We start from the raw sequence: 18,399 nt of genomic DNA on the forward strand, positions 1-18,399 counted from the left end.
AGAACGGCGCGCCATGACGACACGAACGGCAAGCGCGGCGGTCGTCGCCAGCCTCCTTCTCCTGGGGTGCGAGCAGCCGCAGCCTCCGCCCGCGGAGGCCACGCTGGTCCGCGCGCTTGCCGTCCAGGAAACGGCCTTCGACCAGACCACGGCGCTGACCGGCGACATCCAGGCCCGGCACGAGAGCAACCTGGGCTTCCGCGTCGGGGGCAAGGTGGTCGAACGGCTGGTGGACGTCGGGCAGACGGTCGCCAACGGCGACCTGCTCGCGCGGCTGGACGATCAGGACCAGCAGAACGCCGTGCGCTCCGCCGAATCCGACGTGGCCGCCGCGCAAGCCTTCGTGGAGCAGAGCCGCACGCAGGAGGAACGCCAGCGCACCCTGCTCGCCCAGGGCTTCACCACGCGCGTGCAGTACGACAACGCGCAGAAGCGCTACGCCCAGGCGCAGGCGGAGATGAACGCTGCGCAGGCCAAGCTGCAAACGGCCAGGGACACGCTGTCCTACACCGAACTGCGGGCCGACCGCGACGGGGTCATCACCGCCAAGGCGGCCGAGCCGGGGCAGGTCGTGGCCGCCGGCCAGATGGTGCTGCGGCTGGCCGATCCTGGGGAACGCGAGGCGGTGTTCCAGGTGCCCGGCGCCAGCACCCGGCTGGAAGGCCGGAATGAGCTGCCGGCGGTCGAGGTGCGGCTGGTCAGCGACCCGAAGGTCGTCGCCGACGGGACGATCCGCGAGGTGTCGCCGGGCGTCGACCCGGTCACCCGAACCTACACGGTCAAGGTCTCCCTGCCGGATGCGCCGCCGGCCTTTCTGCTGGGCGCCGCCGTCACCGGGCGGGCCAAGCTGCCGGCCCGGCCGGTCGTCACCCTGCCCTCCTCCGCCCTTTATGAGACCGAGCAGGGCGACCCGGCGGTCTGGGTCGTCGCCCGCTCCCCCGAGTCCAAGGCTGATCCCAAGGCAGTCGATAAGGTCAGCCTGCGGCCGGTCTCCGTCCTCCAGTACGACACCGGCGTGGTCACGGTGGAGCGGGGCCTCAGCGCCGGCGAGCTCGTGGTGATCGGCGGCGTCCAGAAGCTGCGGCCCGGCCAGACGGTGACCATCAAGCAGGGGAGCGGAACATGACGCGCGCGACGCCCGGCCAAGCCCTGTCCGCTGCCCTGTCCGCCGCCCTGGTGCTGGCCGCGACGATCCTCGCCGGGTGCCAGGAGCAGGCTCGCCACGAGGCCGACGCGGGGCCGGTGATCCGCCCGGTGCGGACCATCACCGTCCAGCCGCAGAGCTTCCGCCTGTCCGAAACGGCGACCGGAACGATCGAGGCGCGCGCCGACGCCGACCTGGGATTCCGCATTGCCGGAAAGCTGATCGAGCGCAAGGTCGATGTGGGCGACCGGGTCCGCGCCGGCGATCTGCTCGCCCGGCTGGACGACCAGGACCAGCGCAACGCGCTGCGCACGGCCGAATCCAACCTGGCCTCCGCGCAGGCGGAGCAGGTGCAGGCCCGCAACGAGGAGGCCCGCAAGCGGGAGCTTCTGGCCAACGGCAACACCTCCCAGGCCATCTACGACGCGGCCCTTCTTTCCATGCGCACGGCGGACGCCAAGGTGGTGGCGGCGCAGGCCGCCCTCCAGTCGGCGCGCGACAAGGTCGGCTACACCGAGTTGACCGCCGACCGCGACGGCGTCGTGACCACCGTGGGCGCCGAGCCCGGGCAGGTGGTCGAGGCCGGGGAGATGGTGGTGCGGGTCGCCCAGCCGGAGCAGCGCGAGGCGGTCTTCAACGTGGCCGAGGCGGGGATCCGGGGGGCGCCCAAGGACCCGGTGATCGAGGTGACGCTGGCCGGCGCGCCGGACATCACGGCGCTTGGCCACGTCCGCGAAATCTCCCCCCAGGCCGACCCCGTCACCCGCACCCACACCGTGCGGATCGCCTTGGAGAACCCGCCCGACGCCCTGCGCCTGGGCGCCACCGTCACCGGCCGCCTCAAGCAGCCGCCGGCCCCGGTGATCGAGCTGCCGGCGACCGCGCTGCTGGAGGAGACGTCGGCGGACGGATCCACGCGGACCCTCGTCTGGGTTGTGGATCCTCAAAACCAGACAGTGCGGCGTCGCACCGTCGCGATCCGGCCCAGGGATGGCGCCAGGGGCCCGGATGGCCCGGTCCCAGATGGCCCGATCATCGTCACCGATGGCCTGTCCAAGGGCGACGTCGTGGTCGCCGTCGGGGTGCACAGCCTCTCCGAAGGCCAGCGCGTGCGGCTCACCAAGACCATCGAAACGGCGGCGGCACCATGATCACCAAATTCAACCTGTCGGAGTGGGCGCTGCGGCACCGCTCCTTCACCTGGTACTTGATCCTGTCGCTGACCGTGGCGGGCGCGCTGGCCTACATGCGGCTGGGGCGGGAGGAGGATCCCGCCTTCACCATCAAGACCATGGTCGTCCAGACGAACTGGCCCGGCGCCACGATCGAGGACACCATGAACCTGGTGACCGACCCTATCGAGAAGAAGCTGGAGGAGATCCCCTATCTCGACTACGTCAAGAGCTACACCAAGCCCGGCATCTCCGTCGTCTACGTCAACCTGAAGGACTACACGCCGGCGGAGGCGGTGGACGACCTCTGGTACCAGACGCGCAAGAAGATCGCCGACATGAAGTCCACCCTGCCCGCGGGCGTGCAGGGGCCGGCCTTCAACGACGAGTTCGGCGACACCTTCGGCACCGTCTACGCCTTCACCGCCGACGGCTTCAGCTACCGCGAGCTGAAGGATTACGCCGAGACCGCGCGGGCGGAGCTGATGCGCGTGCCGAACGTCGGCAAGGTGCAGTTCGTCGGCATCCAGAACGAAAAGATCTACCTGGACTTCTCCACCCGCCAGCTCGCCGCGATGGGCATCGACCGGGAGCAGGTCATCGCCGACCTCCAGGCGCAGAACGCCGTGGCGCCGGCGGGCGTGGTCCAGGCGGGCGACGAGAAGATCTCCGTGCGCGTCAGCGGCGCCTTCACCTCGGAGGACAGCCTGCGCGCCATCAGCCTGCGCGCGAACGGGAAATTCTATCGACTGGCCGACGTGGCGCAGGTCCGGCGCGGCTACGCCGACCCGCCGACCCCGCTGTTCCGCTACAACGGGCAGCCGGCCATCGGGCTGATCATCTCCATGGCGGCCGGCGGCAACATGCTGGCCTTCGGCGAAGGCATCCACGAGAAGATGCGGCAGGTGGAGGCCAACCTGCCCGTGGGCATCAACGTCCACCTCGTCGCCAACCAGTCGGTGGTGGTCGAGGAGTCCATCGCCGGCTTCACCAAGGCGCTGAAGGAGGCGGTCATCATCGTCATGGCCGTCAGCTTCGTCAGCCTGGGCCTGCGGGCCGGCATGGTGGTGGCGACCTCCATCCCGCTGGTGCTGGCGATGACCTTCATGGGCATGGCCTATTTCGGGATCGAGCTGCAGCGCATCTCGCTCGGCGCCCTGATCATCGCGCTGGGCCTGCTGGTGGACGACGCCATGATCACCGTGGAGATGATGATCACCAAGCTGGAGGAGGGCTTCAGCCTGGATAAGGCGGCGACCTTCGCCTACACCTCCACCGCCTTTCCCATGCTGACCGGGACGCTGGTCACGGTGGCCGGCTTCATCCCCATCGGCTTCGCCCAGGGCGGGGCGGCGGAATACTGCTTCTCGCTGTTCGCCGTGGTGGCGATGGCGCTGCTGTTCTCCTGGATCGTCGCGGTGCTGTTCGCCCCGCTGATCGGGGTGAACGTCCTGCGCCCGCCGAAGGCGGCCAAGCAAGGCCACGGGCAGGGCCACGGCGCGCACGAGCCGGGTCGCCTGATGCGCCTGTTCCGGGCAAGCCTGCGCGCCGCCATGCGCGCGCGGTATCTGGTGATCGTCGGCACGCTGGCGCTGTTCGCCCTGTCGGTCTTCGGCCTGAAGCACGTGCAGCAGCAGTTCTTCCCGGCGTCGGATCGGCCGGAGCTGCTGGTGAACCTGACGCTGCCGCAGACCGCCTCCATCAACGCGACCCGCGAGACGGTGGACCGGCTGGAAAAGGTGCTGGCCGCCGATCCCGACGTCGCGCACTGGAGCTTCTATGTCGGCCAGGGTGCCATCCGCTTCTACCTGCCGCTCGACGTGCAGCTCGCCAACGACTACTTCGCGCAGGCCGTGGTGGTGACCAAGGGCTATGCGGTCCGCGACGCCGTCCGCGCGCGGCTGGAGCGGGTGCTGAACGAGGACTTCTCCGACCTGAACACACGCGTCAGCCCGCTGGAGATGGGGCCGCCGGTCGGCTGGCCGATCCAGTACCGCGTCTCCGGCCCCGACGTGGGCGAGGTGCGCGCCATCGCCGCGAAGATGGCCGACACCATCGGCACGAACCCCTACACGCTGCTGATCAACTACGACTGGAACGAGCCGTCGAAGGTCGTGCGCGTGGACGTGGACCAGGACAAGGCGCGCATGCTCGGCATCAGCTCCAAGTCGCTGAACGAGGCGCTGAACGCCACCGTGTCGGGCGCCGCCTTCACGCAGGTGCGCGACGACATCTACCTGATCGACGTGGTGGCGCAGGCGACCAACGCGGAGCGCAGCTCCATCGAGACGCTGCGCAACCTCCAGGTCGCCATCCCGGAGGGGCGCACCGTGCCGCTGAAGGAGGTGGCGACGCTGCGCTACGACCTGGAGCAGCCGGTGGTCTGGCGCCGCTCCCGCAACCCGACGATCACGGTGCAGGCCGACCTCGTCCCGCCGCTCCAGGCCGCGACGGTGGTGAACCAGCTGGCCCCGGCGGTGGCGGAGCTGCAACGCAGCCTGCCGCCCGGCTACACGATCGAGGCCGGCGGCACGGTGGAGAACAGCGCCAAGGGCATGGCCTCCATCATCGCGGTCTTCCCGATCATGGTCTTCGTCATGCTGACCGTGCTGATGATCCAGCTGCAAAGCTTCCAGAAGCTGTTCCTGGTCATCAGCGTGGCGCCGCTGGGCCTGATCGGCGTGGTCGCGGCGCTGCTGCCGACCGGCACGCCGCTGGGCTTCGTCGCCATCCTGGGCGTCGTCGCGCTGATCGGCATGATCGTGCGCAACTCGGTCATCATGATCGCCCAGATCGACGAGCATCTGGCGATGGGCGAGCATCCCTGGGACGCGGTGATCAACGCCACCATGCACCGCGTGCGGCCGATCCTGCTGACGGCCGCCGCCGCCAGCCTGGGCATGATCCCGATCGCGCCGGAGGTCTTCTGGGGCCCCATGGCCTACGCAGTCATCGGCGGCCTGCTGGTGGCGACGGCGCTGACCCTGCTGTTCCTGCCGGCGCTCTACGTCGCCTGGTTCCGCATCAAGGAACCGGCGGGGGCCGGCGCGCCCGCGGCACAGGTCCGCCCGCCGCCGTCGACGCCACCATCCACGGCGGACCAGACGCCGACCAAGGGCGTGCCCAGCGGGGCGTGAGCGGCCCACGCCGTGAGGGGACCGCGCCCCTTCCCCCTGGGGAGTTCCATCGAGGGAGGTTCCAATGCCGGAAGCGGGTGATCGACCGGGAGCGGCCAGGACGGCCGAGCATGTCCGGCTTGACGAGGCGCGCGAGCGGGCTGTGGCGTGGAAGGCCTGGGGTCCCTACCTCAGCGAGCGCCAATGGGGCACGGTGCGGGAGGACTACAGCGAGTCCGGCGACAGCTGGAACTATTTCCCGCACGACCAGGCCCGCTCCCGCGCCTACCGCTGGGGCGAGGACGGGCTCGCCGGCATCTCCGACGAGCGGCAGCGGCTGTGCTTCGCGCTCGCCCTGTGGAACGGCCGCGACCCGATCCTGAAGGAACGGCTGTTCGGCCTGACCAACAACGAGGGCAACCACGGCGAGGATGTGAAGGAATACTACTTCTATCTCGACAGCACGCCGACCCACTCGTACATGAAATACCTGTACAAATACCCGCAGGCGGTCTTTCCCTACACCGACCTCGTCGAGACGAACCGCCGGCGCGGCCGGCACGAGATGGAATACGAACTGCTCGACACCGGCGTGTTCAACGAAAGCCGCTACTTCGACGTCTTCGTCGAATACGCCAAGGCGTCGCCGGGGCAAATCCTCGTCCAGGTCACCGCCTGCAACCGCGGGCCGGACCCGGCGGAGTTGCACGTCCTCCCCACCCTGTGGTGGCGCAACCGCTGGTCCTGGGGCGACCGCCCGGACGAGGCCGCGCACCGGCCGTCGCTGCGGGACGCCGGCGGCGCGTCCGGGCGCCGGACCGTTGCGGTCAACGACCCCGAAGAGGGCGAGAAGGCGCTCCATTGCGACGGCGATCCCGACCTGCTCTTCACGGAGAACGAGACCAACAGCGAGCGCCTGTTCGGCGTGCCGAACCGCACACCCTACGTGAAGGACGGCATCGACGCCTGCGTCGTCCAGGGCCGCGGGGACGCCGTCAACCCGGAGAAGACCGGCACCAAGATGGCGGCGCATTACCGCCTGACGCTCGGCCCCGGCGAGAGCCGGACCATCCGCCTGCGCCTGGACGCGGACGGGCAAGGGGCCGGTGACGGCGACGTCTTCGGGCCCGCCTTCGCGGACGTGATGGAGACGCGCCGCCGCGAGGCCGACGCCTTCTACGCGGCCATCACCCCCGCCTCCTTCAGCGCCGATGCCGCCCTGGTCTTCCGCCAGGCGCTGGCCGGCATGCTGTGGGGCAAGCAGTTCTACGACTACGACCTGACCACCTGGCTGGAAGAACGCGGGGCGAGCCCCTTCCGCGCCATGCACCGCGCGCCGCCGCGCAACTTCCATTGGCACCACATGGACAACGCCGACATCATCTCGATGCCGGACAAGTGGGAGTATCCCTGGTACGCCGCCTGGGACCTCGCCTTCCACGTCGTGGCCCTGACGCTGGTCGATCCGGACTTCGGCAAGCACCAGCTGGACCTGATGCTGCGGGAACGCTACCTGCACCCCAACGGCCAGATCCCGGCCTACGAGTGGAACTTCGGCGACGTGAACCCGCCCGTCCACGCCTGGGCCAGCATCTTCACCTACCGCCACCTCAAGACCCGCGACCATGCGCACGACCTGGTCTGGCTGGAGCAAATCTTCCAGAAGCTGCTTCTGAACTTCACCTGGTGGCTGAACCGCAAGGACCGCGAGGGCAAGAACGTCTTCGAGGGCGGCTTCCTCGGGCTCGACAACATCGGCGTGTTCGACCGCAGCGCGCCGCTGCCGACCGGCGGCCATCTGGAGCAGGCGGACGGCACGGCCTGGATGGGTCTGTTCAGCCTGAACATGCTGGAGATCGCCGCCGAACTGATGAAGGAAAAGCCGGTCTACGCGGACATGACCATGAAGTTCGCGGAGCATTTCCTGTGGATCGCCTCGGCCATGACCCGTGTGGGCGACGACACCGGCCTGTGGGACGAGGAGGACGGCTTCTTCTACGACGTGCTGCGCCGCCCCGATGGACGGTCGGAGCGGCTGAAGGTCCGTTCCCTGGTCGGGCTGCTGCCCTTCTGCGCGGTGTGCGTGTTCGACGGCGATCTCCTGGCCGGCTTTCCGCACCTCGCCCGGCACTTCCGCGATTTCGTCACGGACCGCCCGGACATGGTGGCCGCCATGCACGACCCGCGGCGTCCGGGATGCAACGGGCGGCGCATGGGCGCGATCCTGACGGAGCAGCGGCTGCGCCGGGTGCTGGCGCGCATGCTGGACGAGGGCGAGTTCCTCAGCCCCTACGGCATCCGCTCCATCTCCCGCGTCCACGCGGAGCACCCCTACGTCTTCACCGTCGACGGACGGGAATTCCGCGTCGACTACCTGCCGGCGGAATCCGACACCGGGATGTTCGGCGGCAACTCGAACTGGCGTGGGCCCATCTGGATGCCGGTGAACGCGCTGATCGTCCGGGCGCTGCTGCAATATTACATGTACTACGGTGATGACTTCACCGTCGAATGCCCCACCGGCTCCGGCCGGCGCATGACGCTGTACCAGGTGGCGGAGGAGATTTCGCGCCGCCTGGCCGGCATCTTCCTGCGCGACGAGCAGGGCCGCCGGCCCGTATTCGGGGGTTCGGAAACGTTCCAGCACGACCCCCATTGGCAGGACTGCCTGCTGTTCTACGAGTATTTCCACGGCGACAACGGCGCCGGCATCGGCGCCAGCCACCAGACCGGCTGGACGGGCGTCGTCGCCCGCCTGATGCACGTCTTCGCGACCACCAACCCGCAAGAGATCCTGGAAAGCGGAACGGAACCCTACGCCGCTTCGCTCGCACGGCATGAGCGCATGTGAGGCGACGTCAGACGCAAGACAGGCCGGAACCAACGCGACAGGAGGACACCATGAACACTCGTGCAGCCATTCCGACGGCCGTGGCGCTCATTCTCGGCGGCGCCTTCCTGGTGCCGGTCACCCTGACGCAAAACGCCGCGGCACAGGGCAGGCCCGTTCTGACCAACGTCGTGCCGGACGCCGCGGCGCTGTCGATCCGCGCCAAGATCACGGCGATCGACCCGAACAGCCGGCACGTGACGCTCACCGGGGAATCGGGGCGGCGGGTCACCGTCATGGCCGGCCCCAACGTGCGCCTGGAGATGCTGAAGGTGGGCGACACCGTCGATGCGCAATACTACCGGTCCGTCGCCTTCCTGGTGTCGCAGCCCGGCACCCCTGTGCCGGAGGACGAAATCCAGCAGGTGGTCGCGCGGCCCGTCGAGGCGCCGGGCGGCATCGGCATGCAGATGACGCAGGTCAGCGGGCTGGTCGTCGGCATCGACCTCGCCAGCAACAGCCTCGACCTCGTCAACCCCAAGGGCGGCGAGATCCACACCGTCCACGTCACGGACCCCGAGCGGCAGGCGCGGCTGCCGTCGCTGAAGGTCGGCGACACGATCACCGCCGTGGTCAACGAAGCGCTGGCCGTGGACATCCAGCCGGCGAAGAAAGGCCTGTTCTGAGCTTTTGGAAGGCGTGTTGCCGAGACCGGCGCCGGCGGCGGAGTCGCCGGCGACCGGTGATCGCCGTCGGCAGGGACGCGACACGCCTCATTCGCCGACCCAATGTTCGAGTTCCTGCAGGATCTCCCGTTCGAGTTCCGCGACGAGTTCGCGGCAGGCGTTGCAGCGCTCCAACCGTTCCGGGTCGTTCTCGTCCTCACAACCGCGCAGCACCTCGACGGCTTCGCCATAATCCTCGCACAAGCTGCGGAAAAAGCGGTTGTCCGCACAGCACTGCTTGATCGCCTGATCCAGGTCGGGAAAACGTTCGACCGCGTATTGAACCTTGTCCGGCATGCGTGTCCTCGCCTGGGCATGGATGCTCCCGCCGGATCGGGTCGGCCCTCTGAAGCGGATTGCCTTCCGCCTCAGCTTCGCGTGCGGGCGCCGCCCTTCTGCGGCAGCTTGCCGATGGCCGCCGCGATGTCGCGGCTCAACGCCGTCAGATTGTCGTTCATGGCCGCCACCAGCGCGGGGTAGCCGCTTGCCGGGACGGGGGTGGACAGGCGCGTCTCGTCGCGGACCAGGACCTTGCCGGTCGCCCCGTCGCGGATCGCCCAACGGGCGGCCAGCGCGCTGTCGCCCGAAACCGTCCGTTCGAAGCGGTCGAAATCGACCGCGACCTCGTAGTCGAAGCGGTCGCCATCCCGTGCCGGCATCACGCGCACACGGTCCGTATCCAGCAGGACGGACAGGTTCTCCGCCAGGACGCGCGTGACGTTGGTCGGCAGCCGCTCGGCCCACTGGTCGTCGCGGTTGGCGGACAGCTCGTGCGCGGCGGTGTGGGCGACGATCTCCGGACGGTCGAGATACTCCGGCATGGTGACCGGCTGGACGCCGATCGACCGGCCGCTGCGGCGCCGGGCGCCTGTCGGCCCGTTCGCGGAGTTGCCTCCGTTCGGCGCGCCCGGCGGCAGCGGGGTCAGGACGTAGAGGCGCGGCGGCGCGCCGGCGCAGCCGGCCAGGATGCCCATGGCCACAAGTCCTTGCAGGATCCCCCGGCGCCGAACCCCGAACCGTCTCATGATGGTCACCGTCCCGTGATGATGACGTTGGGGCGCCGGTCGAGCTGGTCGGCGAAGGACCGCAGCGATTTCGAGGCGGAAGACAGGTTGCTCATCGTCTGCTCCAGGTTGCCGCGCAGGGGGGATCGCGGGTCGATCACGCCGTTGACCGATCGCAGGACGCCGTCGGCCTGCTGGAAGGCCCGTTCGGCCGCCGCCGCCACCGCCTGGACGCGGGCGCTGAGCGGCTGAACCTCGCCGTCCACCTTGCCGATCACGCCGCGCAGGTCGCCGACCAGCGCGTGCACATCCTGCTGGAGCACGACGATGGCCTCCTGCGCCTCCTTGGCGGTGCGCTCGACATCGCTCAGCAACGGCCGGCTCCGCGTGTTCGCCGTTTCCATCAGCCCCTGGAACTGTTGCAGACCGCCGGCGAGCGAGGCCATGGCGACCTTCCACTCCGGTCCGGACAGCAGCGCGTCCATGCGCGTCAGGACCTGCACCAGGCTGGTGGCGATCTCGTCCAGCGGCAGGTTGCTCAGGGTCGACCGCAGCGTCTCCATGTCCGAGCGCACGGTCGGAATCTCGGTGACGTCCTGGGGCAGCCCACCGACCACCGTGCCCTCCGCGTTCGGGTAGTAGTTCAGCTCGATCGCCAGCAGGCCGGTCACCAGGCTCTGCGACACCAGCTTGGCGCGCAGGCCCCGTTCGATCAGGCGGCGGAACTCGTCGGGCTGCAGCGGCTTGTCCGTCCATTGGACGACGCCGGGGATGAACTCGAACTCCACCGGCATGCGGGGCGTCAGCGTCTTGCTGTCCACCTCCAGCCGGATCGACTTCACCTCGCCGACCCGCACGCCGCGGTAGGTGACCGGCGCCCCCACCTCCAGCCCGGCGACCGAGCCCTGGAAGTAGCTGCCGGCGCGCGGGCGCTTGACCAGCAGGTTGCCGCCGCCGAACAGCGCCACCACAAGGACCAGCAGCGCCACGGCCCCGACGACGAAGCCGCCGACCACCTTCGGATTGGCCTTGGCTGCCATGGCGCACCTCTCTCTCCGGCTGCCCGTCAGACGGGCGTTGCGGCCATCTCACCCCGATGCAGGAACTCCCGCACCTTCGGGCTTTCGGCGTGGTCGATCAGGTCGCGCGGGTTTCCGTGCGCGATCGCCGTGCGGCTCTCCGCGTCCAGGAAGACCGCGTCGTCGGCGATCGCGAAGATGCTCGCCAGCTCGTGCGTGACGATGACCACCGTGCTGCCCAGGTTGTCGCGCAGCTCCAGGATCAGGTCGTCCAGCCGGCGGGAGCTGAGCGGGTCCAGCCCGGCCGACGGCTCGTCCAGGAACAGGATGTCGGGGTCGAGCGCCATGGCCCGCGCCAGCCCGGCGCGCTTGCGCATGCCGCCGCTGATCTCCGACGGGTAGTACTCCTCGAACCCGCGCAGCCCGACCAGCGCCAGCTTCAGCGCCACCATCTCCGCCACCTCGCGCGCGTCGAGGTCGGTGTAGAGCGTCATCGGCAGGGCGACGTTCTCGGCCAGGGTCATGGAACTCCACAGCGCGCCGCTCTGGAACAGCACGCCGAAGCGCCGGCTGATCGCCATGCGGTGGTCGGTCCCGTCGCCTCCGGCGCTGCCGCCCCAGAAGCTCTCCCCGTCGTAGAGCACGTCGCCGCGGGCCGGGCGGATCAGCCCGATCATGTGCTTCAGCATCGTGCTCTTGCCGCAGCCGCTGTCGCCCATGATGACGAATATCTCGCCGCGCCGGACCGTGAAGCTGACGTCGCGCTGCACCACGAACCCGCCGAAGGCCATGTCCAGGTTCCGCACGGCGATCCGCGGCGGGGGAGCGGCCTGTCCGTTCTGACCGTTCCTGGGGGGTGCCGGTTCCATGCCGCCCTCCCCTCACAGCCCGACGATGTTCAGCAGGACGGCGAGGATCGCGTCGCTGATGATGATGTAGACCAGGGCCGTGACCACGGCGGAGGTCGCGGCGTTGCCCACCGCCGCGGCGCTGCGCCCGGACTGGATGCCGCGCATGCAGCCGGCGATGGCGACCAGCGCGCCGAACAGGACGCTCTTGCCCCAGCCGACGAAGAAGTCGGTGAAGGAGAAGCTGGCCTGGGTCTGCGTCAGGTAGGTGGTGGCGGTCAGGTCCAGCATGCCGGTGCCGACCAGGAAGCCGCCCAGCGTGCCGGCGAAGGCCGAATAGAGGTACAAGAGCGGCATCATCAGCATCAGCGCCAGCATGCGCGGCAGCACCAGGAAGTCGATCGGCGAGACGCCCAGCGTGGTCAGCGCGTCGATCTCCTCGTTCGCCTGCATGGTGCCGAGCTGGGCGGCGAAGGCCGCCCCGGTCCGCCCGGCCAGCACGATGGCGGTCATGATGGCCGCCATCTCGCGGGTCATCGCCACGGTGACGAGGTTGGCGACGTAGATCTCCGCACCGAAGGTGCGCAGCTGCACCGCGCCGACGAAGGCCAGGATCAGGCCGACCAGCAGCGAAATGATGAAGGCGATGCCCAGCGCCTGCGCGCCGCATTCCTGCACCGTCAGCATCAGGTCGGAGCGGCGGAAGCGCGCCCGCCCGGCGAGCAGCCGCAGGAAGGACAGGGTGGCCTCTCCCAGGAACGACAACGTGTCCTGGAACCCCGACCAGGAGCGCAGCGCCCCCTCCCCCACCAGGACGAGCAGCGGCTTGGGCCCGCCGGCCCGGCGCGTTCCCGCCCGTTCCGGCACGGCGAGCGCGAGGTCGACGAGGCGCCGGACGCCCGGCGGCAGGTCGCCCTTGTCGAAGGGGATCGCCCGCGACCGGCACAGCTCCTCCACCGCCGCGACGTAGGCCACCAGGGACGAGTCCCAACGCCCCAGCTCGCGCGCCTGCACCGTCACCCGGCCCGGCGCCGGATCGCCGGCCAAGCCCGCCGCGACCTCCGCGACGGAGGGCATGCCGTGCCGCACGCTCCAGTCCCCGGAACAGCGGAACTCCAGGGTCCGGCCGTCGATCCACTCAAGGCGCACGGGGACCGTCATGGCGGGGGACTCCCGTTGTTCGGAACGGTTTGAACGGGCGGTGCCGCCCGCGCGGGGTCAGTTGCTCCTCTGGCTCTGCCCCGTCTGCACGCCGCGCTGGTAGGCGGACTGCTCCGTCCGCTTGTGATAGTCGTAGAGCAGGCCGCCGGCCAAGCCGGCGCCGGCGCCGATCGCGGCTCCCATGCCGGCGTTGCCGGCGATGGCGCCGATCAGGGCGCCGCCGGCCGCGCCGCCGGTCGTGCCGGTGAGCGCGCGCTGCTGGGTCGGGGACATGTCGCTGCACGCGGTGAGCGGGAACGCGACGGCCGCGACGATGAGAAGGCGGTTGGGTGTCATGGCTGTGCCCTTGTCAAAGTGCCCCATCGGGATGGGCCTGCAGGTGCGGCGCGGAGGTCACGCGCGGCAGGGGTAGCGTTGGCTGAGGAAGCGGAACAGCCCTTCCACCGGCGGCGTGTTCATCTGCTGCGGATTCTGCTTCGCCCAGGCGATGAAGGCCGCCACGGCCTCGTTGCGCGACGGCGGCGGGTTCGGCGCGCACACCAGCTGACGCTTGCCTTCGGCCGCGGTCACGATCTGGTGGTACTGGTAGGCCCCGACGGCGAAGCCCTGGCAGAAATGCAGGGCCGCGATCCCGGTCGGGTCGGCCGGCGCAGCCTCGCACAACTTCACGAGATCGGCGGTCGTCCGGACCTGGAAATTGGTTTCCGAAGGAGCCGGCGCGGTTTGCGCCTGCACCGTGGCGGCCGCCATGGCCATGGCCATGGCGATGGCCGCCGGGATGGCCGCCAGAGCGCGTTTGGGCTGGTGTGTCATCGATCACTCCCGACGATCGTTCCCGGTCACCGGAGGCGTCCCTGGCTGGTCGACAGGTCGGCAGCCAAAGGGAGGGCTCGCGTGACTTTCGGTTCCGACGACCATTGAGACGCAACCGCGGGGCGTTCAGAAGTAGCAAGCGGGAGAAACGCGGGCGTGCTACGGTATCATCTCACCGTATCAAGCGGGGTGGTCGGTGGCGACGACGGCCGGCGGCATCAGCCGGACGGGACGGCGAGGCCGGCCTTCCGGACGCCGTCGAGGATCTTGGCGATGGTGGGCGGGGCGATGTTCCGCCGTTCAAGCTCCGTAACGATCTTGGCGCCGAAGTCCGGATCGAGGCGGAGGATTTCCCGCACCTCCCGCGCGGCATCGCTCTTGCGGCCGGCCTCCGCATGAATCATCGCCAGGGCGACGTGGGAGAGAACGAACTCCGGCACCTCGACCCGTTGGGCTTCGGCGAGCGCCTCGTCATACCGGCCGTTCACATAGTGATACGTGGCGATGACGATGCGGTACCAGCTCGGCTGCGCCGGGTTGCGCGCGTACGCCTCCTGGATCAGGGGGATGCCCGTCTGCCAATCCCCGACAAGGCTGTAGCAGCGCCCGAGATCGGCGAGAATGTCGGGACCGTGGGGATTGAGCGCCCGCGCCCGCTCGTAGGCGGCGATGCTGAGTTGCGGCTCGCGCCGCAGCCAATGGACCAGCCCGAGCGCCTGATGCGGCAGCGGGTTGTCGGGCGCCAGGGCCACGGCGCGTTGCGCCAGTTCCAGGCCGGTGGCCACCGGGTTGGGATCGGTGGACCGCGGGTTGAAGCCGAGCCGGGTCTCGTCGATGATGACCATGGCCAAGGCCGCCCACGCGTCCGCGTAGAGCGGATCGGCCTGCACCGCGCGTTCCAGGCAGGTGCGCACCTGGCCGTGCAGGGCCGCGTCCAGGTGGCGCCAGTACTGCCGGGCCCGCAACAGGCATTCGTAGGAGGACAGCGCCGTCGGCGGCCGGTCGGCCGCGTGGCGCGCCTCCTCCTCCTCGATCACGCCGTTCGGCTGCACCAGCGCGCGGGCGACCCGGGCGGCGATGTCCTGGCGCAGATCGACCATGGTGGCCGCCGTGAAGTCGCGGCGGACGCTGTCGGACCACAGATAGCGGCGGGTTTTCGCGTCGATCAGCACGGCGGTGACCTGGATCTGCTCGCCGACCAGCGCGACGCTGCCCTTCAGGACATAGTCGATCGGCAGGTTCGGCTCGGCCTCGCGCAGAGCCGCCGCCGACTTGTAGCGAAAGCTGGTGTCGGCCCCGAAGACGAGCACATTCCTGAAGCGGACCAGCGCGCCGATGAGTTCCTCGGTGTAGCCTTCGGCGAAGATGTCCTGCGATGGGTCGGTGGTGCCGTTGGCGAACGGCAACACCAGCAGCGCCGGGCCGCGCCCCATGGAGGCCGACATCGTCGCGCCCGGCGGCTCCCGCCGGATCGAACCCGCGCCCCACAGGGCGAGAAGCAGCGCGGCGGCGACCAGCAGCACCGCCGACACCAGCGCGGCCGTGCGCGGCCTGACGGCGGCGCGGAAACGCGCGCGCAACGGTCGTGACGGGGGCGGATTCGGGTGCGATTGCGGGGGCGACGTCAGGTGCGGTGGCGGAGCATCGGCCGCCTCGTCCGGGGCCGCGGCATCGCTGTCGGTCTGGTGCTCCGCGGTCTGGTGCTCCGCCCGTGATTGCAGGCCAGCGAACGGGGCCATGGCCGGTACGCCGGTGAATTGAGGGCCAGGGAATTGGGGCCCAAGGAACTGGGGAACGTAACTGCCTTTTGGAATGGTGATGCGGACCGGGTCGGCGGCGCCGTCGGTCAGGTAGTATTGCTCCAGGCAGCGGCGGACACGGCCCGCGTGGATGCGGACCACCGGGTCGAGCAGGGGGTCGAAGCTGGCATCGCGGTCGAAGACATCGATCGCGATGGCGTAAGCCTTGATCCGGTCGGCGTGGCCGGCCAGGGTTTCCTGCACGACGAATCGCAGGAACCGCTGCTTGCGAGCGGACCCGCGGAATCCCCGGCTGGCGAGAACGCGCTCCAGCGCTTCGTCGATGAGCGCGGGCGGAATCGCCTCACCAGAGGATTGCGGCATGCCCCCTCCATCCATGCTCTCACCATCCGCTGGTTCCGGCCACTGGTTCCGGCCCGAAGGTCGCGCACGGCAACCGAACCGACCGTGCCGGAAGGTTTCCCGGCCCTTTCGTACCCGTCAGGCTGCGGCGTCGATGACGTGGCATCGATCCGACTTTGAACACGAACGGCCCGGCACGTGATAATCGGCGGCACTCTCACAATGTTTCGGCACAATGGTTCGAAAGACCACACCGCTGCCGCGAAACGCGCAAAAAGCTGTGCCAGCGCGGGAGTGGCCGCTTTTGTTTTGAATGAATTTCTGATGAAGTCCTTTTGCTTGCCGACGTCTGCAAGCCCTGTTTATCGCCGGCAGGGCGCAATTGAAACCACGGCGGAAGGCGTACATACTCATAGCTTACAGCAGAAGCTACGCTTGCGCTTTCCCCTGAATCGCCTCAATCGTTCGAACGCCGAACAGCATTCCCCAAGATTGGCCAGACTATCTCCAATTTTCGTAGTCTTCCATGACCGACGGTGTATTGGATCGAGCTTTCAGCTTCAGATTGACCAATGGAAGAATGTCTCTACGTATTCTTGGTGGATGGCGGCAGCTTATACAACAAACAAGGTACGCCGACCCTATGAAGGAAGTCGATGGCCGGCGTGGACTGGCGCGCGCCTATGGCTTTGGGCGGAATCGGGGAACAGATGATTCCAGCCATGCCCGCCCTTGGGTGATACGGTACCAAGGGCCGCATCGTGTTACCGTATACGGGCGCGTCCACACGGCGGCGCCTTTCGGCGGCGGGCGACATACCGTATCGCGCGTTCGCGGCGCGGAGGTTTTCGATAGAAAAGACCATGGTGCGAAGGCGGGCCACGATGGCCCCCATCATGGACCGCCGGGCACCCGCACACGCCCTCCCGGGAGCAGAGCCATGGCCGATGTCTTCCACGACGAACGGATGCCGCAGGCCGGAGCGTTGGACACGGCCGACCGTTTTGAGATGAGCTACGTCCGCAAGGCGCTCGTCCTGACCCTGATCCTGGTGCTGCTGGTCGGCTGCTTCGTGGTGCTGCGGCCCTTCATCGCGGCGATCCTGTGGGCGGTCATCCTGACCTTCAGCACATGGCCGCTCCATTGGCGGCTGGAACGCGCGCTGGGCGGCCGCACCACGCTGTCGGCCACCATCATGACTCTGGTGGTGATGACCCTGTTCGTCGGCCCGCTGGTTCTTCTGGGGCTGAAGCTGTCCGACAACGTGCTGCGCCTCTTCGAACTCATCAACACCGGCATCGATCAGGGATTGGGGCCCCTGCCCGACTGGATGGCCCGCGTGCCCATTGCCGGCGAGACGATGCAGGAGGTCTGGACCGCGCTGGCGACCGGCGAGGCGGACCTCCGCACCGTGCTCCAGCCCTATCTGGGGCGGATCCGCGACTTCGTCCTGGCAAGCGGCGGCGCCCTGCTGTCCGGAACCTCGCTGATCGCGATCAGCGTCTTCATCGCCTTCTTCCTCTACCGCGACGGCCGTGCGGCGGTCGAACGGCTGCGCAGCGTCATGGGGCGGATCGCCGGTGCGCGGGCGCGGCAGGCGCTGGACGTGGCGGCGGACACCATCATCGGCGTCGTGCACGGCGTCCTCGGCACGGCGCTGGTGCAGGCCATCGCCGCCGCATTCGGCTATTGGATCGCCGGGGTCCCCGGCGCGTTCCTGCTGGGCTTCGCGACCTTCTTCCTGACGCTGGTCCCCATGGGCCCGGCGATCATCTGGCTGCCGGTGACGATCTGGCTGGCCGGGCGGGGCGACACCGGCATGGCGCTGTTCATCGCCGTGTGGGTCGGCCTGGTGGTCGGCAGCCTGGACAACGTGTTGCGCCCGATCCTGATCGGGCGCGGCAGCGACCTGCCCTTCATCGTCATCTTCCTGGGCATCGTCGGCGGCCTCGTGGCCTTCGGCCTGATCGGCGTCTTTCTCGGGCCCACGCTGCTCGCCGTCGCCTACAGCCTGACCCGCGAATGGAGCGGCGGGTCGGAGCGCGGCGAAGCGCCCGCGGATTGAGGCCGCGGACGGCTGACGCAGTCGGCCTTCGAGCACGGACAGGCGGGAAAGGCGCAAGCGTCGCCATTCACCTCGGTGGCCCGCACCGCCAGTTCGTAGCGGAGGCCCCGCACGAGGGCGACGCCGTCCTGGCCGTGACGCTCGTAACCCTCCACGACCTTGCGGAGCCGTATCAGAATGCCGCGTCGCCGATGGACACTGTGGTCGTGCATGGGATTCCCCGGTCACACCCAGGATAGCAACATCACGGTCGATCAAACCATCATCGGAGCATTCGCGTTACGTCCAACCGCCGAGGGCGCGCCTGTTTCGGACCCCGGCAGTGGGGCCGGCATATTGACAATCCATACAATGCCAGGCCTTATGGTGGGCGGTGGCACGACGCCATAAGCCGCGGGAA

General features: G+C 69.0%; 14 protein-coding genes. 6 read left to right on the forward strand and 8 right to left on the reverse strand.

Annotated elements, in window-relative coordinates:
* The first annotated feature begins 13 nt into the window (after window positions 1-13).
* From J2851_RS27835 to J2851_RS27855, 5 genes are all read left to right on the forward strand, one after another.
* On the forward strand, window positions 14-1,126 hold the full coding sequence (locus J2851_RS27835) for an efflux RND transporter periplasmic adaptor subunit (RefSeq protein ID WP_209770430.1): 1,113 nt from the start codon (window positions 14-16) through the stop codon (window positions 1,124-1,126).
* Window positions 1,123-2,295 carry an efflux RND transporter periplasmic adaptor subunit gene (locus J2851_RS27840; protein ID WP_209770431.1) on the forward strand — a complete coding sequence of 391 codons (1,173 nt, stop codon included), beginning with the start codon at window positions 1,123-1,125 and terminating at the stop codon, window positions 2,293-2,295. Before J2851_RS27835 ends, J2851_RS27840 begins: the two co-directional genes overlap by 4 nt.
* Window positions 2,292-5,453, forward strand: coding sequence for an efflux RND transporter permease subunit (locus J2851_RS27845; RefSeq protein WP_246500986.1), 3,162 nt, complete (start codon window positions 2,292-2,294; stop codon window positions 5,451-5,453). Before J2851_RS27840 ends, J2851_RS27845 begins: the two co-directional genes overlap by 4 nt.
* 64 nt (window positions 5,454-5,517) lie before the next feature.
* Window positions 5,518-8,283 carry an MGH1-like glycoside hydrolase domain-containing protein gene (locus tag J2851_RS27850; RefSeq protein ID WP_209770432.1) on the forward strand — a complete coding sequence of 922 codons (2,766 nt, stop codon included), beginning with the start codon at window positions 5,518-5,520 and terminating at the stop codon, window positions 8,281-8,283.
* A gap of 50 nt (window positions 8,284-8,333) precedes the next feature.
* Entirely contained in the window at window positions 8,334-8,948 is a 615-nt protein-coding gene (locus J2851_RS27855; RefSeq protein ID WP_209770433.1) for a hypothetical protein, read from the forward strand.
* 87 nt (window positions 8,949-9,035) lie between these two features.
* Here J2851_RS27855 and J2851_RS27860 read toward each other — a convergent pair whose 3' ends face one another.
* The 8 genes from J2851_RS27860 to J2851_RS27895 all read right to left on the reverse strand — a co-directional run bounded on the left by J2851_RS27860 (window position 9,036) and on the right by J2851_RS27895 (window position 15,955).
* Window positions 9,036-9,284 carry a hypothetical protein gene (locus tag J2851_RS27860; RefSeq protein WP_209770434.1) on the reverse strand — a complete coding sequence of 83 codons (249 nt, stop codon included), beginning with the start codon at window positions 9,282-9,284 and terminating at the stop codon, window positions 9,036-9,038.
* 71 nt (window positions 9,285-9,355) lie between these two features.
* Window positions 9,356-9,961 carry a PqiC family protein gene (locus J2851_RS27865; RefSeq protein ID WP_209770435.1) on the reverse strand — a complete coding sequence of 202 codons (606 nt, stop codon included), beginning with the start codon at window positions 9,959-9,961 and terminating at the stop codon, window positions 9,356-9,358.
* Window positions 9,962-10,017: 56 nt separating this feature from the next.
* Window positions 10,018-11,031: an MlaD family protein gene (locus J2851_RS27870; protein WP_209770436.1), complete on the reverse strand. Its 1,014-nt coding sequence runs from the start codon at window positions 11,029-11,031 to the stop codon at window positions 10,018-10,020.
* A gap of 26 nt (window positions 11,032-11,057) precedes the next feature.
* The gene (locus J2851_RS27875; protein ID WP_209770437.1) at window positions 11,058-11,879 is read right to left on the reverse strand and encodes an ABC transporter ATP-binding protein; all 822 of its coding nucleotides are present in this window, start codon (window positions 11,877-11,879) and stop codon (window positions 11,058-11,060) included.
* A 12-nt stretch (window positions 11,880-11,891) separates the two neighbouring features.
* The gene (locus J2851_RS27880) at window positions 11,892-13,019 is read right to left on the reverse strand and encodes an MlaE family ABC transporter permease (RefSeq protein ID WP_209770438.1); all 1,128 of its coding nucleotides are present in this window, start codon (window positions 13,017-13,019) and stop codon (window positions 11,892-11,894) included.
* Window positions 13,020-13,076: 57 nt separating this feature from the next.
* Entirely contained in the window at window positions 13,077-13,355 is a 279-nt protein-coding gene (locus J2851_RS27885; RefSeq protein ID WP_209770439.1) for a glycine zipper family protein, read from the reverse strand.
* 57 nt (window positions 13,356-13,412) lie between these two features.
* Complete coding sequence (locus J2851_RS27890; protein ID WP_209770440.1) at window positions 13,413-13,832, reverse strand: Rap1a/Tai family immunity protein; 420 nt, start codon at window positions 13,830-13,832, stop codon at window positions 13,413-13,415.
* Window positions 13,833-14,050: 218 nt separating this feature from the next.
* A complete protein-coding gene (locus J2851_RS27895) occupies window positions 14,051-15,955 on the reverse strand; it encodes a tetratricopeptide repeat protein (protein ID WP_209770441.1) in 1,905 nt (634 codons plus the stop codon).
* A gap of 919 nt (window positions 15,956-16,874) precedes the next feature.
* On the opposite strand from J2851_RS27895, the gene J2851_RS27900 reads away from it, so the two are divergent.
* Complete coding sequence (locus J2851_RS27900) at window positions 16,875-17,999, forward strand: AI-2E family transporter (RefSeq protein ID WP_209770442.1); 1,125 nt, start codon at window positions 16,875-16,877, stop codon at window positions 17,997-17,999.
* Window positions 18,000-18,399 lie beyond the last annotated feature (400 nt).

The sequence above is a fragment of the Azospirillum rugosum genome, assembly GCF_017876155.1.
Classification (GTDB): Bacteria; Pseudomonadota; Alphaproteobacteria; order Azospirillales; family Azospirillaceae; genus Azospirillum; species Azospirillum rugosum.

Coding starts and splice junctions, on each gene's coding strand:
- J2851_RS27845 (WP_246500986.1), top strand. CDS start 2,292: ATGATCACCAAATTCAACCTGTCGGAGTGGGCGCTGCGGCACCGCTCC.
- J2851_RS27860 (WP_209770434.1), bottom strand. CDS start 9,284: ATGCCGGACAAGGTTCAATACGCGGTCGAACGTTTTCCCGACCTGGAT.
- J2851_RS27880 (WP_209770438.1), bottom strand. CDS start 13,019: ATGACGGTCCCCGTGCGCCTTGAGTGGATCGACGGCCGGACCCTGGAG.
- J2851_RS27835 (WP_209770430.1), top strand. CDS start 14: ATGACGACACGAACGGCAAGCGCGGCGGTCGTCGCCAGCCTCCTTCTC.
- J2851_RS27850 (WP_209770432.1), top strand. CDS start 5,518: ATGCCGGAAGCGGGTGATCGACCGGGAGCGGCCAGGACGGCCGAGCAT.
- J2851_RS27895 (WP_209770441.1), bottom strand. CDS start 15,955: ATGCCGCAATCCTCTGGTGAGGCGATTCCGCCCGCGCTCATCGACGAA.
- J2851_RS27885 (WP_209770439.1), bottom strand. CDS start 13,355: ATGACACCCAACCGCCTTCTCATCGTCGCGGCCGTCGCGTTCCCGCTC.
- J2851_RS27900 (WP_209770442.1), top strand. CDS start 16,875: ATGGCCGATGTCTTCCACGACGAACGGATGCCGCAGGCCGGAGCGTTG.
- J2851_RS27890 (WP_209770440.1), bottom strand. CDS start 13,832: ATGACACACCAGCCCAAACGCGCTCTGGCGGCCATCCCGGCGGCCATC.
- J2851_RS27870 (WP_209770436.1), bottom strand. CDS start 11,031: ATGGCAGCCAAGGCCAATCCGAAGGTGGTCGGCGGCTTCGTCGTCGGG.
- J2851_RS27840 (WP_209770431.1), top strand. CDS start 1,123: ATGACGCGCGCGACGCCCGGCCAAGCCCTGTCCGCTGCCCTGTCCGCC.
- J2851_RS27855 (WP_209770433.1), top strand. CDS start 8,334: ATGAACACTCGTGCAGCCATTCCGACGGCCGTGGCGCTCATTCTCGGC.
- J2851_RS27875 (WP_209770437.1), bottom strand. CDS start 11,879: ATGGAACCGGCACCCCCCAGGAACGGTCAGAACGGACAGGCCGCTCCC.
- J2851_RS27865 (WP_209770435.1), bottom strand. CDS start 9,961: ATGGGCATCCTGGCCGGCTGCGCCGGCGCGCCGCCGCGCCTCTACGTC.